We start from the raw sequence: 14,732 nt of genomic DNA, 5'->3' as shown, positions 1-14,732 counted from the left end.
CATCCCGAACTCGCCGCCTGACATCCGCCAAGCAGCCATCGTTAGACATCAGGAATGAGGGGTCCTTATTCGACGCCGATCACCCCGCTAACGGGGTCCCTTTTCCACGCCGATCCACACCCCACTCTTCTCGATTCCGCCTCCAGCCATATTGGGACCGGCTTTCAACCGTGATTCGCGTTCTGCTGATCGGGGACAACCCTCTCCATGGCCTCGTCCATCGCAGCAAACAGGGTCTCGGCGGTGATCGGCTTGGCAAGGTGAACGTCAGCGCCCGCAGTCCGGCTGGCCTCGACATGTTCCCGCATCGCATTTGCTGTCATCATTACGATCGGAACGTCCCGGCAGTTTGATGAAGACGCTCGGATCTTCTGCACGGCGGTGAGGCCGTCCATGACCGGCATCTGCATGTCCATTAGAATGATATCGAAATCCGAAGCGCAGGCGGCGTCCACGGCCTCTTGTCCATCGACCACACTCACGACGACGGCCACGCCGGACAACATCAACTCGGCCACTTTGCGGTTTGTGGGGTGGTCATCGGCGATGAGCACCCGCAGTGGGCGATCCGGGGATTCGACGGTCGTAGCTATCGAGCCTGCCTGTTCCGGAGCACTGACGGACTCCAGCGGAAGCTCGAACCAGAAGGTCGACCCCCGTCCTGGTTCGCTCTCGCAATCCAGAGTGCCATCCATGGCTTCCGCCAGACTCCGACAGATGGACAGGCCAAGTCCGGTTCCACCGAACTTGCGGGTGATCGTCTCATCCGCCTGTTGAAACCTGCTGAACAGCCGGTCCCGGAATTCCGGCGGAAAGCCAATCCCCGTGTCCGATACGGAGAACCGCATCAGCCCGCTTTCGGATTTTCCAATCGAAAGGACAATTTTTCCCGCTGATGTGAACTTGGCGGAGTTGCTGAGAAAATTACCCAAGACCTGACGGAGCCTCAGCGGATCTCCGTAATAAAATCTGCCAACGCTTTCTTCGATCGCGAGTTCATAGCTTACGCCCGCATTTATGTTCTGCAGTTTGAATTTTTCGTGATTGAATTCAGCTAGTTGTCGTAGATCAAATATCTCCTTGTTGATCTTGAGTTCGCCGGCTTCGATCTTGGCTGTGTCCAACAAATCGGCCAGCAAGGCCGTCAGCGTTTCGCCGGATGAGCGAATGATGTCCAGCAGTTCAAGCTGGTCACGGCGATTGCATTTTCGGGTCAGAATGTCCGAGGCCGCCACAATCCCATTGAGGGGCGTTCGAAGCTCGTGGCTCATGTTCGCCAGGAACGCCGATTTTGCACGCCCGGCGGCCTCGGCGGCGCACAAGGCGGCCTCGAGTGCAAGATTCAGCTGGTGCTGCTCGGTTACGTCCTCGCTTACGGTGACGATATAGGCCGGTTCACCGTTCTCAAAGGTCGCGGTCTTCCTCGTCGTCCAATAGCGCTCGCCCCGATCCCTGGTTGTGACCAGCGCGCCCTGATCGACCTTTACCTCTTTGCTGAGAATGACCTCCCGATCCTCGTCCCACGATCGTTTCGCCTCTTCGGCGGGAAACAGGTCATGAACTGTCTTGCCTAGGGCCTCGGCCGACGACAGGCCCGTGGCGACCTCAGCCGCTCGATTGATGAGGACAAACTTGCCGGTGCGGGCCTCCTTCACGACTAGCAGGGCCGGCATCATTTCCATGATTGCCCCATAGAACTCCTCTCTCCTCGCGACCGAACGCTGGTGCTCTTCGGCGTGATCCTCCAGCTCGCTCAGGCGCAAAGACGTTTTGGACAGGCGTCGCTCAACCTCGACCTTCGCTGCTTTTTCGGCGTGCTTTTCGATGACGGTTGCCGCCAGAACCGAGAAGTCCTGAATGGATCGAATCTGCTCGCCTGTCGGCAAGCGAGCATCACGGTGATAAAACGCGATTACCCCCAGGACTTGCCCAGCTTGGCCCCGGATGGGTTGCGACCAACATGCACGCAGACCCAACACTGCTGCGAAGGATTTGAACCTGGCCCACAGCGGGTCAGACTGAATATCCTCGACAACGACCAGGTAGTTGCCGAAGGCCGCCGTGCCGCATGGGTTGGCGTCCGGGCCGACGGCGGACCCGCTGATCGTCTGGTTGTAGATTTCCGGCAGACTTGGAGCCGCCCCCAGAAGAAGATGCTCACCGGCCGAGTCCACGAGCATGATGCTGGCCACGCAGCCAGGGTGAGTTTGCTCGGCAAGCCTCACCATCGCCTCGAGTGATCCCGACAGAGACAGATCCAGACCACGGACGTCCAGCGAAGACCACTCCGCGGACAGGGGCGAGTCGGCGGTTGGTTTTTCTGACCCAGAATCCAAAATAGTTCTCCGACCGTCGTTCATCGAGATGATGGAAGCACTCGGGCTGCTCATTTCTGGTTAACGGAGACATCAAATCGTCCCGAGGGAGTGGTGGTGATCAGCACCAATGTCTGCTCACCACCCGTTTGAGACGTCCGGGACGTCCGCTTTTGGGCGGTCGCTTCGGCTCGCGCAGGCAAGCCATGGGTACCTACGTCGGCTGGAAAGCCCTGCCACGATTGCCGATCAACACCCGGCCGGCGTTCGTCGGTTGATAGCCGCCCCTCGGCTTGGCGACGGCCAGCCCCAACACCGCCAGCTCTGGCCCCCGGCTTGGTGCCGCCGCACGGGCGGGGTCGACCATATCGAGCAGGGCCTCGACGCGTTCGGGGTCGGTCATCATCAAGAGGTCTCGTCGACGGGTTGGCGGAGCGGATCAGAGGGCTACCACAACGGTCGAGCGCCAGCCTATTCCTCGTTCCAAGGTGGCGGCAGTTGACCGCACTTGAACAGGATCGTCGGGCTCTCGTCGTAATCACCCATTTCCGTGTCCGCCGACGCAGCGAACGCGACGACGCCCAGCCGTAGCGGTGCCAGACGCTCAGCCTTACGCCGCGCCTCCTCGGCCGTCTTGTACCCCTGCTGCTGCTCTGCCTTCAGCCCCTTGCCGCGACCCTGGACGTAGGCCTGGACGATGTAGACGGTCTCGACAGCCATGGTCCGGCTCCACAGTGATGGGCCGCCTTATAGGCATGGCCTCGGGCGAACCGGCCTACGGATTGTGAGTGCGTGAGGCCGACCATCGACTCGGCGGACCTGATGCAGCCGACCGTCGTGTCATGGCCAAAAAAAAAGACCCCGCCCCGCGAACCGACCGAAGCCAGCGCGCGAGGCGAGGGAAGATCAGTTTAAGCTCCTCGCATAGCTCGGGATTTTGGCCCGTCTGCTTAAAGCGCGCTATTCGTAATCGACGCCGATCGGTACGGCGGCGCTGACGTTGGTGAGGGCGATACCTGACGGCTGGCTTAACAGACCGGTGATCTGCAGCCTGTCGGAGCCTTCGGCGTTCATTCGGGCCGTCAGGTTGCTGGTGATGTCGCCGGAGTTGTCGCTGATGACGGTTAACACATCGACTGGCCGGTCTCCCGGGCTCGCGACGATCTCGGCCGGCAAATTCACCCGATAAACCCGGCCGGGATCTCCGCTGACACGGATGATGGCTGTTCCCGATTGGGTCGTGACGACCACGCCCGTGCTCGTAGAGACCGGATTGAAGCTCATCGGCTGAACGGCTGCGATCGTCAGGGACCGCTCGATCGTCAGCGACGCGTTAGCGCTCGGCGGGATTTCGGCAATCTGTGCGAAGGCGGGAGCCGCAACGCCGCACAGGCTTACGGCGAGGACCAAGGAACGTATCATAGGAAGGTCGCCGTAACCGTGAACGTAAATGTGTCTGCGCCGCTATTTGCGGCGGCTGCCAGAAGAACATCCATTCCCAAGGTGAACGTCGCCGACCCCCGCGAGCCAAGTGGCATGAGATCGAAGGCAAGGCTGGCGGCATCGGCCGGCGCGGCGGTACGATAGGTCGCGCCTGTCAGGGAACCGACCCGGAACCGGGTGATGCTGCCAGCGCCCGATGCGCCGCTCGCTGTTACTGTGACCCTGACATCCCTATTCTGACAGTTGGAATTCGTCCCGCAGGTCAGGGTGACGGTCGGTTGGGTGATCGACGCGGAGCTCAGCCTGATCGCATCACCGGACACGCGGGTGACCACGCCGGCCGTGCTGACAGAAAAGGTGGTGGCCGCATTGCCCCGCACCACTGTTCCGATCACAGGCGAAGTGGCGGGTGAGCGCGACATGCTGATCTGGGCGGCTGCCGGCGTCGCGATCAGGAAGATCGCCGCCAGCCCGGACAAGAGCAAAATACGTGTCATGCGCCGGTCTCCAGTGAGCGGATGCGAATGAAAACGTCGCCGCCCCTTACGAAGCCACCCGTTGGGGGCACTACCAACTCGAGCGCGGCCTCCAGGCTCATGCCGAGGTCCTGCGCCTGTTCGGGTTCCAAAGTCACTCTGTAGCGACCCGGGCGGACGCCGTCGACAAAGGCGACGCCAGCGTGGTCGGTGCGCGCAGCGACCACTTCACCCCCGGCCAGGGGGATAAGGCGCAGTTCCACAGCCGCCAAGGGCCGGTCCGAGCCGTCGCGGCGAAGGCGCGCGCTCAGCTCGATCTCGCTGGTGACCTGAAGCGGGTAGTCCACGACCGCGATCCGCCCCGGGCGAGGCACGGTTTCGATAATGTCGTCGCCGACCAGGAAAGGATCGTCGATGCCTTCGAGGTTGATCCCGATGCGTGCCCTGCCTGCGTCGCCGAGACCCGCGGCCAGCACCTGCCCATCCACGCCGGTGACGGCTGCACCCGCAGGGGTTTCGAGAACGACGTTGGGAACCGGCTCTTCATCGGGTTGGCGCCGACCGTCGCCATTCGCGTCGATGAAGGCGTTGAGCGCGACCGAACCGCCGCCCGCCACGCCCGGCTGGACCATACGGTAGCCGTGCTCGAACGGATTGAACGCCAGGCCGAAACCGAATTGCAGGCCGATCTGCCAGTCGCTGCGGTCCGTTTCATAGGCGGCCGTCACGGCGACATCGAAGCGGGATCCGCGATAGTGGCCCGAGGCCTGAACTGTCGTGCTGCCCTGATCGCCCAGCGATCGGATGACGCCCAGTCTGAGAGCGCGACGCTCGCTGATCTGATAGTCGAGATTGGCATAGGCTGTACTCAGCCGCGGATCCGGCCGGAGTTCGTAGGTCACCCCTCCACGGATCTGGGCGCGGGCCGCGACCAGGGTCGCGACATCCAACGCTCCGACCAGGCGATGTGATCGCAGCGCCCCAGCCTTCTCGTTTTCATAGGCCAGCGCGCCTGAAAGATAATAGCGATCCACCGGTGCCGAGGTCCGCACCTCCGCCATGAACAGATCCGTGTCATCATCGCGCTGCAGCCGGCGAAGATCGGCCGACAGGGGCAGTGTGAAACCACGCCCCAAAGGCAGCTGGGTGTCGACGCGCAGATCGGTGCTACGCGTCAGGGCGGCTCCACCCGTCCCCAGTTGCCGGGTCTCGTCGATGAATTCGCCAGCATATTCCGAGTGTCTGCCGACAAGCGAGATGCCGAAAGGCCGGGCCGCGAGACCGAGGGTGCCGCCTGTGCCGCCCTCGCTGTCCGCCGCCAGGTCGAGTTGCGCCGCAAGGGGACCGAGCGCAGCGCGCAGCCCGATCACCCCGACCGACCGCGCGCTGCGATCCTGCGGCGTATAGCGGGCAAGGCTCCCGCTGAGCGTGAGCGACGGACTCAATCCGTAGTCGAAAGCTGCGGCCAGGCGGGCCTCGCCTGTCGAGGTCCCGGCGATCCTGTCGTCGACGGCAAACACCGGCACGTCCTGCTCCACAGCGCCGAGCCGGAACACAAACCTGCCCGCCGCAACCTGACCCGTGCCGAAATTGATCCGGCGGACCTCCTCGCGGGTCTGTCCTTGCGGGCCATAGAAGACCAGTCGGATGGTGTTGAGACCAAACGTCAACGGCACGTCCAGAAACTCGTAGCGACCACGCGCGGCAGAGGCCTGTGTCGCGCGCAGAACCTCGTTGATGTACAGCTGGACGTCTTCGCCCAACGGTAACTCGCCGCGGAGATCCAGCGGCGTCGACAGGTCCAGCGCTTCAAGCGGAGCCGAGGTGTAGTAGACGCCGCGTCCGCCAGCGCTGCCCGCCCCCAACGGCATGGACGGGGTGAAGACATCGCCTGCGCCCGCGCGGGTCGCGCCCAACGGGCCAAGCGCCCTGCCACCGGGATCCTTGCGTTCGAACAGGACGCGCACATCGCGCACGCCGCCGTCTTGGTCCGAACCGATAAAGCCCTGAAAGCCAGCGTAAAGAAGGTCGCCCGCCAGTCGCAGGTCGTAGCTGCGGGTCTGGTCGGACCCGTCCCGCGCGACCTGGCCGCCGAGGTTGACGTCGATGGCGGGCGGTGTGAACGCTGTATAGGGCGTAACAGCCATCAGCACCTGTTCCGGCCCGGTTACCGCTTGCAATCCAGCGGCGCGCCGGTCGCGCGCCAGCCGCTGCTGGAAGGGCAGGGGCTCGGTCGGCATCACCGCCAAGACCTGGGCGCTGATGTCGGCCCGCAGACGGATCGGCAGCAGCTGTTCGACCAGATCGAGCCTGACATAGAGGTCGTCGTCATAGATCGCCGCCTGACTGGCCTCGAACGCGACGGTTCTTCCATCGACCACAGCCCGGCCCTGCCGCAAATCCACCCGAAGTTCGCGGTCCCGCGATCCCACCCAACCCTCGGCGCGCCCCTGGCTCGGGAAGACACCGACGGCGAAGCCCAGCACCCTGGCGAACTCGCCGAGCGGGACGAACACACCGCTGCGCGAGCCGTAGACGTTCATTGTTTCGGCGAGTTGATAGCCGTCTGCCGCCACCTCCATGAACAGGAGATCGTCGGGACTAAAAGGTTGCGGCGTGGCGGCTTCAGCGAGGCCGGCGACGACCTGTTGGGCTCGAACATGGCCCGCGCAACCCAAGCCGGTCAGTCCGACACCGAGGGCGACCACAGCGAGTCTCCAATTCATTGGGCCGGGACGGCCGCAGTCGCGAGGGTGGCGCCGGGCCGGGTATCATCGTCCTTGTAGACGACCCGGATGGGCTCATCGGCGGCCACCGGCTCGGCTAAGGTCACAATTACGGTACGGCGCTCGATCTCGGGGTAGACGGCTACGCCCCTGACGACGGCGACCAGCCGTTCGCGTGCACCTCGTCCGGCATAGACGTCGATGTCGCCGTACACGGAGTTCGCTCCGCGCCGAACCAGGTCAAGCTGGAGCGCACCGTTGGGGGCGTTTTCGGCCGCAGGCAGGCGAACGGGCGCGCTGATGTCCGCGCGAACATCGACTTCACCTTCCCGGACGATCAGTGGGATACTGACGCTGAACAGAGCGATAACTTGAAGGGACACCTCATCCGAGCCCGGGCTCGCGGCTTGCGTGGCGGTGAAGCCGGAGTCCTCGGGCGGCAGGGCCGTGACGGTCAGGTGCGTTCTGTACTCCGCGGACTCGCCCGAGGCGGGTGGTCGCAAACGCAGGCGGATCACCTGGCTCTCACGCGGTTGCAGGGTGACGCGGCGCGGCGTGTGCTGGATAAATGCGGCTGCGGATCGGGGAGCGCCAACATCCGGAGAGTCTGCCGCAGCAACGATCTGACCGTCGGGGCGCATCACGCGATCGACCAGTTCGACCGTATAGGTCGCCGGGGCGTCGCCCTGATTGAAGACATAGACTGAGGCCGAGCGCTCGTTTGCGTCAAACGTCACGCGGCGCGGTGAAATGTTCAGGTCGGCACCGACCTGTGCGGCCGTCGGACCGGCGAGCGCAATGGTCAGTATGGCGAGGGTGGCGGCGACTGCGGCTCTGAACATCTGGTCCCTCAACACTGTGCTGGAAGCGAGGCTTAACGCTCATCGCTTCCAGCGACGTTAACGAAAAGACCGCTCGGGGGCGGCCGATCTGCCTCAGTTGTAGGCTGCCGAGACGGTGAAGGTGCCGGTGTAGGCGCCCGTGTTGGTGGTCGAGGCGACCGGGACGCTGCCGCCGACACGGAAGGACAGAGTGCCTGCCGAACCCAGGGCATTGCTCAGGGTTTGCGCGCCTGCGGAGCCTGCCAGGTTGTTAGTGGTGGTCACAGTCAGGCTGTCGACACCATTCGCCATTGTGAAGGTTGCCGGAATGGTGACCGAGATCGACTGGCCGCCTTCGCCGTCGACGGTAAATTGCGCGGCTTGAGGTGTATCACCCGATGCCAAGGCGACAACGCCGCCGGAGACAGTGCGGGCACCAGCAGCGCTTACGACAACCGACCCGGCAGCGGTCGAAGGGCGGACGACGGTGCCGAACTTAAGGTCGGCATTCTTCGTGATCGTCAGGGGGCGAATGACGGTGATCGATCCCGTGCCTGTGGTCGAGGCCGTCGACTGGGCCATTGCGGGGGCAGCGATCGCTGCGGAGGACAGGACGGCGAAGGCGGCAGCGGCAACGAGCTTGGACATGATGGTTTCCTTGGAATGGCGATCACGATTGGGACTGGCGCTCAGTCTGCCGCGCCCTCCACACTGTCCACCGCGGGGAGGACCAAATCGGCTCAAACCGGACTAAAGTTATAGGTTCACTTTGAATTAGGCTGAAGAAGCTCATACGGGTTGGCAGACCACTTGCGCGGATAGCTACTGGGATACTCCATGCGCGGGATTGTCATGATTGTGGATGACCATCCTTTGGTTGGAGAAGGTTTCCAGCTATCGATCGGTCTGGCCTATCCGCATCTCGAAGTCGGGCGCGTCACTTCTGCGACGGCTGCAGAAGCTTATGCGCGGGCGAACGCGGCGAGGATCAAGCTCGTGATGCTCGACCTGATGTTACCGGACGCGAAGGGGTTCAGCGCCCTGCTTCGCCTTCAGCAGCTGCTGCCGAACACGCCGATCGCTATTGTTTCGGCGCGCGCAGACGCGCACACCATCGCGATGGCGCGCACGTTCGGCGTAGCGGCATACCTCAGCAAGTCGCAACCGGTGAGCAGCCTGGTCAATTCTGTGGGCGATATCTTGAGGGGGGAAGCGCCTTTCGCCGAGCCATCCGAGACTGAAACGGCCCAGCCTGGCATCAGTGGTAAGATGGCAACTCTGTCCGCGGCCCAACTCCGCATTCTCGTCGCCATGGCGGACGGAAGATTAAACAAGCAAATTGGTGCGGAACTGAATATAACTGAAGGAACGGTTAAGCAACACGTGTCGGCAATATTCCGAAAACTGGGCGTGAACAATCGAAGCCAGGCGCTTCTGGCTGTCCGCCCATTTTTAAGCAACACGAACCTGAATTAGTCGAAGGCGGCCTCTCTAAGGAGCGGGACCAGTCTATCGAACAGGCCGCTTTCAGGGGCTTCTCCCCGCGCATAACAATCGTCAATGGCCAGTGCTGCCTGACCAAGCTCCGGATAGCCAAACATACACGCCGCCCCGGCAAGATCGTGGACGAGCCGCTGGAGGTCAGTTGATGTGTGCTCGGTGACCCGCAACCGCTCAATACGGTTCAGGTCGGCTGCTGCCCGGCTACGGAACCGTCGCTGAAGCGCCGCCATGGCGTCGCTCAAGGACGGATACCGGCTAGATAAGCCCTGATCTCGTCAGCCAGCGTGGTTGGATCGAATGGCTTGGTGATCACCCCGATAGCGCCCAGGGAAAGCAGACGGTCGCGCTGATGTGCATGGGCCCGGGCAGTCATAAAAATGACCGGCGTGCTTGAGTGCAATGGCATCTCTCGGATGAGTGCCAGCACTTTCGGGCCATCGAGGCCCGGCATCATCACATCAAGCAGGATGACATCAGGTTTGTATCCGCTCTCAAGCGCCGCGAGGGCCTCCTCGCCGGACGCCGCCGTGCGGACAGTTCCGTCAGCGGCGAGCGAGAAGGTCAGTTCGGTCAGCGCCCGGATGTTCTCGTCATCCTCGACGTGAAGGATATATAATGCGCTCATTTTGCTTCAGCCGGTAGAATGGGAAGTTCAAACCAAAAAGTAGAGCCCTCTCCCAAAGCGCTATCCACGCCCAGTCGGCCACCCATCATTTCGAGGAGCTGACGTGATATGGCGAGGCCGAGGCCGGTGCCGCCGTAACGCCGAGCAGCCGAGTCGTCAGCCTGCACAAATCGCTCGAATAGCTTGGCGACGGTCTCGGGATCGATACCTATTCCGGTATCACTCACGGTGACCAGCGCCGTCGGTTGGTCAGCAGCTGCGCTCCGCATCTGAACCCCCACAGAAACGCCACCCTGTTCGGTAAACTTGGCTGCGTTGCTCAACAGGTTCAGCAACACCTGCCTCAATCGCGCGGCGTCGCCCAAGATCAATTGCGGGACCGACTTGTCCACGCTGGCGGAGTAGGAAAGCCCTTTGCTCTCAATCTGACCCATTACGATCTCGGCAGTTTCCTGCAAAACCAAACGTAAATCGAACGGCTCGTGAGTTAAATGAAGCGCCCCCGCTTCAATCTTCGAATAATCCAGTACGTCATTAATGATTGTCAGCAGGGCCTGGCCAGAAACCGAAATGCGATTGACGCACTGCATTTCAACATCGCCGAGCGATTTACGCGCCTGGAGTAACTTGGAAAAGCCAATGATGCTTGTGAGGGGAGTCCGAACCTCATGGCTGATATTTGCCAGGAAGCGTGATTTGGCATCCGCCGCTGCCTCCGCTCGATCTCGAGCTTCTGTAAGACTCTTTTCCAAAGCACGACGTTCGGACATGTCGCGGATTACCGCGATAATCTCTCGGGATCGCCCCTGCCCATCCAGCACTGCTTGAAAGGTCGACTCGACCCAGATTTCGCGGCCGTCCTTGTGCAACGCACGGGTCTGTAGCGTCGCGCGCTGCTGCCCGGACGCTATCAGCCCAAATGTAGCTAGCAGGTCCGCACGATCGTGGGCGTGAATAAAGGCCTGTGCTGGATTGCCCTCCATCTCTTCAGCAGTATAGCCGAGCAAGCCCTCGATCCCGGGGGATATATAAGTGCTAGAGCCGTCGAGCTTCAGCCTGGTGATGACATCACCCATGTTATCGGCGAGAAAGCGGAATTGCTCTTCACTGCGATTGATTCTTTCGAGTTCCCGGTGCCGGTCCGTAATGTCCTGGACCACGCCGAATATGACCTCGACCTTTCCATCGGAGTCTAGTTGGCGTCTCGCAGTGACCTCGATCTGACGAACGGTTCCGTCCGGTCTCGAGATTACGGTATGGAACTCGTCACTCGACCCCTGAGCGATAACTTCCGCCACAAACTCATCCAGTCGAGCCTTTTGATCGGAGTCCCACGCCCCCGGGATGTCACGTAAGGAAATGGACGCTTCTGGTTTGTGGGGGTCCAGTCCAAATATGCGGCAAGCCTCTGTAGAACAAGACATCTCGTTGTCAGCAGTCCAACGCCAATGGCCCGTATGGGAAACCGTTTCTGCCAACTCCAGCAACCGCTTTTGTTCGTCTGCGGCAAATCTCTCAGTCGTTAGTTCAATTTGTTCGGTGACTAATTCACCGAGTTCTTGTAAAAGTGCACGTTCTTCATCGAGAAACCGCCGCGGCTTGGTGTCGAGTATACACATAGTACCGAGTTTGTGACCGGCTGCAGTTGTCAGCAACGCGCCCGCATAGAAGGAGATGTTTTCGGCACCGATCACGTAAGGATTCCGGGCGAACCGAGGATCTTTCGTGGCATCTTCGATTACCATGACGCTGCCGGCCGGCAGCATCAAGGCGTGGTTACAGAAGGCATCGCGTCTGGCACCTTCAGCCGGCTCAAATCCGTGCTTCGCCTTGAACCATTGCCTTTGACTGTCGACCAGGCTGATGAGCGCAACCGGGGCATGAAAAAGCCTTGCCGCGAGACGCGTAATTCGATCGAACCGCGGCTCAGGCGGCGTATCCAGTATTTTCAGGGCGTAAAGAGCCCGTAGTCGTTCAATTTCCTCATCAGGCCTATCAGCGTTAGACTGTCGAGAATTCTCCACCAGGGTCGGTCCGACTGGCTCCTTCGCTTTATCGATCATTCGGCACGCCTCTCAATCATCGCCTGATGGTGTTAAGCGACTTTGGTATCGTGGATCCAGCAAACGCTAGAAACCTCGAGATATTGCATAGCCAACACGACAGGGGCTGTCCGGATAATCGGCTTGGCAGGCTCCATCACTGAGCCCATGCCTTGCTGAAGGCCACCCAGCCCGGACCCACGCGGCGTCCCAGAGTTGCGGCACTTACGCCGCTCGCCCGCCGACTACCTGATTAGAGTGGCTCTGGAGTGGTGGTGCCGCTTAGGTGACTCGAACACCTGACCCCCGCATTACGAAATCTAGTCAAGCCGACCGGCTAAACCCAGTGCTGGCATGGGTTTGAAGGGCTAGCCGCGGCTTCGAAAGTCGGCCGACCCACCCCCTTCCCAGTCTGGACTAAGGGGGTGTTTCCAACGCTCCTGAGCTGCGGCGCCTTCCGGTGGGCGCGTCCATAAATCCGACCTGCGCTATACCTGCAAACGCGATCGAAGGCGGGGCTTCCAGGTGGCGTATCGGCGTGGTGCCGCAGTCGGCCCTCGACCATCTCAGATACCCAACGGGCCTGCCGTTCTGAGCGGTGGTTGTAGCTTTCCACCCCAACCAGCCCATCCGGTGGGATCAGCTGGCGTCGCAGTTCGTGCCCGAGCGTATTGAGACCACAGCGGTCTTGGCCCCGTTTAGCGGGCCGTAGAGGCCGTCTTCGGTCAGGAAGACGTGGCTCGGTGTCGTGGTCTCCTGAATTTCGACCGTTGGATAAGCAGCGCGGAGTTCTTGGACCGTCGATCCGGCGTGGACGCCGGTTCCGGTGGTCAGGCCGGGACCTGTGCTTTCCCAGCCGACCAGTGCTTCGTTTTGGAACAACAGGGTCAGGCCGGCATCCCATCGGGCGTATCTCATGGCACCATTCGGGCACTCATTGTTCGTATTCTCCACGGGGGTCGCCCCGCCCAGGGCGCCTGTGACCAAGGTGACCGCCTCGTCGTAGGGGGCTCCGAGGGCGATGAGTTTGCCGGTTCCGGCGGACAAGCCCTCTGTGGCCAGTACGATGGGCGTATCGAGCGCCGATGCCTCATCCAGCACAACGTTCTCTTCGGCGTTGTCCGCGACAGGCGTTTCAGCGGGCTGGCAGGCGACGAGGCCAAGCGCGGACACCGCGGCGGCCACTAGCAGATGCAATCTCACGATAGTTCCCTCCCCCGCGGCTGAGCGGTGAAGGCAGCCTAACCGGTCACGAAGCCGTGTAAACCACTGTCAGCGTTGGCCGACTCCCATATGGCTTCTACCTGATCGCGATCCATGAATCAGGTGACGTGATGGAGGGCCACTAACGACCCTCGGGCGTAGTTACGAATGTCCGCTTCCGGGGACGATCTGGATAGACGTTCCCGACCCGTTTCGGTCGTTGAAGACGACGTGGGTCGGCCACTAAAGCTCCGGCGGTTCTGAGGTGGGTCGGCTTCGCGGCGGTTGCAGGGCCTCGGCCACGGGAAACACAGGGTCAGCATCAACACCGACGCCCCACTCAACCCAGCCGCGGTTCCGGAAGACGATCCGCGTGCGTTGGGATAAGTCGGTTTATCTAACCGCGCAGCGGCCGTCGCCTTGGTGGAGGGGGTGAGGCCATGCTAACGCAAGCTTTGCTTTTCAAGATCACTGGAGAACGACAAGCATGAGCCGCGCATTCCTCATCGTTGCCACCTTGGCCACCCTGGCGGCCTGCTCTCAGCCGGAAACCAAGGCAGTCGAAGCGCCCGCTCAGACGTCCCCCTCCGAAGCGATGGCGGCCTATACAGCCGCTGCGACCGTACTATTTTCGGGCGGACAGCCGATCACCCCAGCCGAAGTGACCGCCATGGTCGCTGCGCAGGGCGCTCAGCCCACCGTGGCGGCCCTTTATGGCGACGGCGAAAAGACACGGTGGACAACAGTCATGGCCGGCGTCGCCTCTGGAGCTGCCGAATGGCTGGCACTCGTGCCTGCGCTGATTCCTGGGACGGAGAATGCGACCAGCTACGAGATCCAGGACGCCCTGAAGGCCGCTATGGTCGTGGAGCCTTCGGCGGTTCTTGTACTTCTCGATGAACGGGACCCGATGCTCAGCACGGAAGCGGTCTGCGCCGCTGCAGGGATTGAGCAAACCCCGGAATGGTACGCCGCCTACTACGACGCGCTGACTCCTGCGGTGGAATCCGTCACCGACCCGGCATTGTCAGAAAAGAAGTCCGCCTGCCTGACCATCCTCAAGGCGCGCGTGGCGTCCTGAGTATACCCGCGACCCGGCCACTTCCGGATAGTATCCACCAGCCTGCATGCCCCCGTCGCTTTGCAATGGGGGCATTCTATTGCCTGATCCAAGATGCGGCAGGCCGATGTTGTCAGCCGGAGCGGTTGTTGGCAGGGGTGCCTCGGGCAAGCGCACACAACAGCATCAAGCATATCCTCGAAGGCTTTAAGCGTTGGCGGACGCGATGTTGGACAACGTCGCGCTGAAGGATCTGCTGGGAAAAAATTGGTGACGCCCGCCGGCTATCGGGCAGCGGCGGCGCACTTGCAGTCGACCTACGCGATGAGCGAGCGACGGGCGTGCCGGGTGCTAGGCGTTGAGCGTTTGTCGCTAGGACGATTTCAGGGGTATCAAGGTTATTCTTTCCAACCGGAGGCCCGCATGGCTGACACCGATCATTCCGCGCTTCTGGCCATGACCACGGGCATCGTTGCTAACTTCGTGGCCAACAATCGGGTCAGCCCGGATGAACTGCC

The 14,732-nt window shown here is 61.8% G+C and carries 14 protein-coding genes and 2 pseudogenes; 4 read left to right on the top strand and 12 right to left on the bottom strand.

All coding sequences use genetic code 11. From position 1 onward, the window contains the following. Positions 1 to 164: 164 nt before the first annotated feature. The 8 genes from ACP7A5_RS17170 to ACP7A5_RS17135 all read right to left on the bottom strand — a co-directional run bounded on the left by ACP7A5_RS17170 (position 165) and on the right by ACP7A5_RS17135 (position 8,429). Positions 165 to 2,336, bottom strand: coding sequence for an ATP-binding protein (locus ACP7A5_RS17170; protein ID WP_426043046.1), 2,172 nt, complete (start codon positions 2,334 to 2,336; stop codon positions 165 to 167). Between the two features lie 193 nt (positions 2,337 to 2,529). Then, complete coding sequence (locus ACP7A5_RS17165; RefSeq protein ID WP_426043045.1) at positions 2,530 to 2,721, bottom strand: hypothetical protein; 192 nt, start codon at positions 2,719 to 2,721, stop codon at positions 2,530 to 2,532. A gap of 65 nt (positions 2,722 to 2,786) precedes the next feature. Next, entirely contained in the window at positions 2,787 to 3,035 is a 249-nt protein-coding gene (locus tag ACP7A5_RS17160; protein WP_426043044.1) for a hypothetical protein, read from the bottom strand. 240 nt (positions 3,036 to 3,275) lie between these two features. Continuing rightward, positions 3,276 to 3,725, bottom strand: a complete 450-nt coding sequence (locus tag ACP7A5_RS17155) for a hypothetical protein (protein WP_426043043.1) — start codon at positions 3,723 to 3,725, stop codon at positions 3,276 to 3,278. Positions 3,726 to 3,733: 8 nt separating this feature from the next. After that, entirely contained in the window at positions 3,734 to 4,255 is a 522-nt protein-coding gene (locus ACP7A5_RS17150; RefSeq protein WP_426043042.1) for a hypothetical protein, read from the bottom strand. Beyond that, positions 4,252 to 6,942, bottom strand: a complete 2,691-nt coding sequence (locus ACP7A5_RS17145; protein WP_426043041.1) for a carboxypeptidase-like regulatory domain-containing protein — start codon at positions 6,940 to 6,942, stop codon at positions 4,252 to 4,254. Before ACP7A5_RS17145 ends, ACP7A5_RS17150 begins: the two co-directional genes overlap by 4 nt. Before the next feature lie 14 nt (positions 6,943 to 6,956). Next, positions 6,957 to 7,802, bottom strand: a complete 846-nt coding sequence (locus ACP7A5_RS17140) for a fimbrial biogenesis chaperone (protein ID WP_426043040.1) — start codon at positions 7,800 to 7,802, stop codon at positions 6,957 to 6,959. 93 nt (positions 7,803 to 7,895) lie between these two features. Next, positions 7,896 to 8,429, bottom strand: coding sequence for a DUF4402 domain-containing protein (locus tag ACP7A5_RS17135; RefSeq protein ID WP_426043039.1), 534 nt, complete (start codon positions 8,427 to 8,429; stop codon positions 7,896 to 7,898). Positions 8,430 to 8,618: 189 nt separating this feature from the next. On the opposite strand from ACP7A5_RS17135, the gene ACP7A5_RS17130 reads away from it, so the two are divergent. Beyond that, positions 8,619 to 9,257 (top strand): DNA-binding response regulator, encoded by a 639-nt coding sequence (locus tag ACP7A5_RS17130; protein ID WP_426043038.1) that lies wholly within the window; start codon positions 8,619 to 8,621, stop codon positions 9,255 to 9,257. On the opposite strand, the gene ACP7A5_RS17125 is transcribed toward ACP7A5_RS17130, so the two are convergent. From ACP7A5_RS17125 to ACP7A5_RS17115, 3 genes are read right to left on the bottom strand one after another with little or no spacing between them, the layout of a single operon-like run. Further along, entirely contained in the window at positions 9,254 to 9,526 is a 273-nt protein-coding gene (locus ACP7A5_RS17125; protein WP_426043037.1) for an Hpt domain-containing protein, read from the bottom strand. The two genes, ACP7A5_RS17130 and ACP7A5_RS17125, sit on opposite strands and share 4 nt — an antisense overlap. After that, positions 9,523 to 9,909: a response regulator gene (locus ACP7A5_RS17120; RefSeq protein WP_426043036.1), complete on the bottom strand. Its 387-nt coding sequence runs from the start codon at positions 9,907 to 9,909 to the stop codon at positions 9,523 to 9,525. Before ACP7A5_RS17120 ends, ACP7A5_RS17125 begins: the two co-directional genes overlap by 4 nt. Then, on the bottom strand, positions 9,906 to 11,972 hold the full coding sequence (locus ACP7A5_RS17115) for a PAS domain S-box protein (protein WP_426043035.1): 2,067 nt from the start codon (positions 11,970 to 11,972) through the stop codon (positions 9,906 to 9,908). The genes ACP7A5_RS17120 and ACP7A5_RS17115 overlap by 4 nt, the downstream gene beginning before the upstream one ends. A gap of 136 nt (positions 11,973 to 12,108) precedes the next feature. On the opposite strand from ACP7A5_RS17115, the pseudogene ACP7A5_RS17110 reads away from it, so the two are divergent. Beyond that, positions 12,109 to 12,204 (top strand): annotated as a pseudogene (locus ACP7A5_RS17110) (hypothetical protein); the annotation flags it as partial. A 386-nt stretch (positions 12,205 to 12,590) separates the two neighbouring features. Here the strand turns inward: ACP7A5_RS17110 and ACP7A5_RS17105 are convergent. Further along, positions 12,591 to 13,154 carry a hypothetical protein gene (locus ACP7A5_RS17105; RefSeq protein WP_426043034.1) on the bottom strand — a complete coding sequence of 188 codons (564 nt, stop codon included), beginning with the start codon at positions 13,152 to 13,154 and terminating at the stop codon, positions 12,591 to 12,593. Positions 13,155 to 13,641: 487 nt separating this feature from the next. On the opposite strand from ACP7A5_RS17105, the gene ACP7A5_RS17100 reads away from it, so the two are divergent. Then, on the top strand, positions 13,642 to 14,235 hold the full coding sequence (locus ACP7A5_RS17100; protein WP_426043033.1) for a hypothetical protein: 594 nt from the start codon (positions 13,642 to 13,644) through the stop codon (positions 14,233 to 14,235). Positions 14,236 to 14,428: 193 nt separating this feature from the next. Further along, a pseudogene (locus ACP7A5_RS17095) lies at positions 14,429 to 14,601 on the top strand (IS3 family transposase); the annotation flags it as partial. Positions 14,602 to 14,732 lie beyond the last annotated feature (131 nt).

This window comes from Brevundimonas sp. TWP2-3-4b1 (assembly GCF_049897665.1).
Taxonomy (GTDB): domain Bacteria; phylum Pseudomonadota; class Alphaproteobacteria; order Caulobacterales; family Caulobacteraceae; genus Brevundimonas; species Brevundimonas subvibrioides_B.
Note: the sequence above shows the minus strand (reverse complement) of the source record. Positions and strands in the feature narration are given on the sequence as shown.

Excerpts from the sequence above, each read along its gene's own strand:
- ACP7A5_RS17165 (WP_426043045.1), bottom strand. The coding sequence starts at position 2,721 with ATGATGACCGACCCCGAACGCGTCGAGGCCCTGCTCGATATGGTCGAC.
- ACP7A5_RS17160 (WP_426043044.1), bottom strand. The coding sequence starts at position 3,035 with ATGGCTGTCGAGACCGTCTACATCGTCCAGGCCTACGTCCAGGGTCGC.
- ACP7A5_RS17150 (WP_426043042.1), bottom strand. The coding sequence starts at position 4,255 with ATGACACGTATTTTGCTCTTGTCCGGGCTGGCGGCGATCTTCCTGATC.
- ACP7A5_RS17140 (WP_426043040.1), bottom strand. The coding sequence starts at position 7,802 with ATGTTCAGAGCCGCAGTCGCCGCCACCCTCGCCATACTGACCATTGCG.
- ACP7A5_RS17135 (WP_426043039.1), bottom strand. The coding sequence starts at position 8,429 with ATGTCCAAGCTCGTTGCCGCTGCCGCCTTCGCCGTCCTGTCCTCCGCA.
- ACP7A5_RS17130 (WP_426043038.1), top strand. The coding sequence starts at position 8,619 with ATGCGCGGGATTGTCATGATTGTGGATGACCATCCTTTGGTTGGAGAA.
- ACP7A5_RS17120 (WP_426043036.1), bottom strand. The coding sequence starts at position 9,909 with ATGAGCGCATTATATATCCTTCACGTCGAGGATGACGAGAACATCCGG.
- ACP7A5_RS17115 (WP_426043035.1), bottom strand. The coding sequence starts at position 11,972 with ATGATCGATAAAGCGAAGGAGCCAGTCGGACCGACCCTGGTGGAGAAT.
- ACP7A5_RS17100 (WP_426043033.1), top strand. The coding sequence starts at position 13,642 with ATGAGCCGCGCATTCCTCATCGTTGCCACCTTGGCCACCCTGGCGGCC.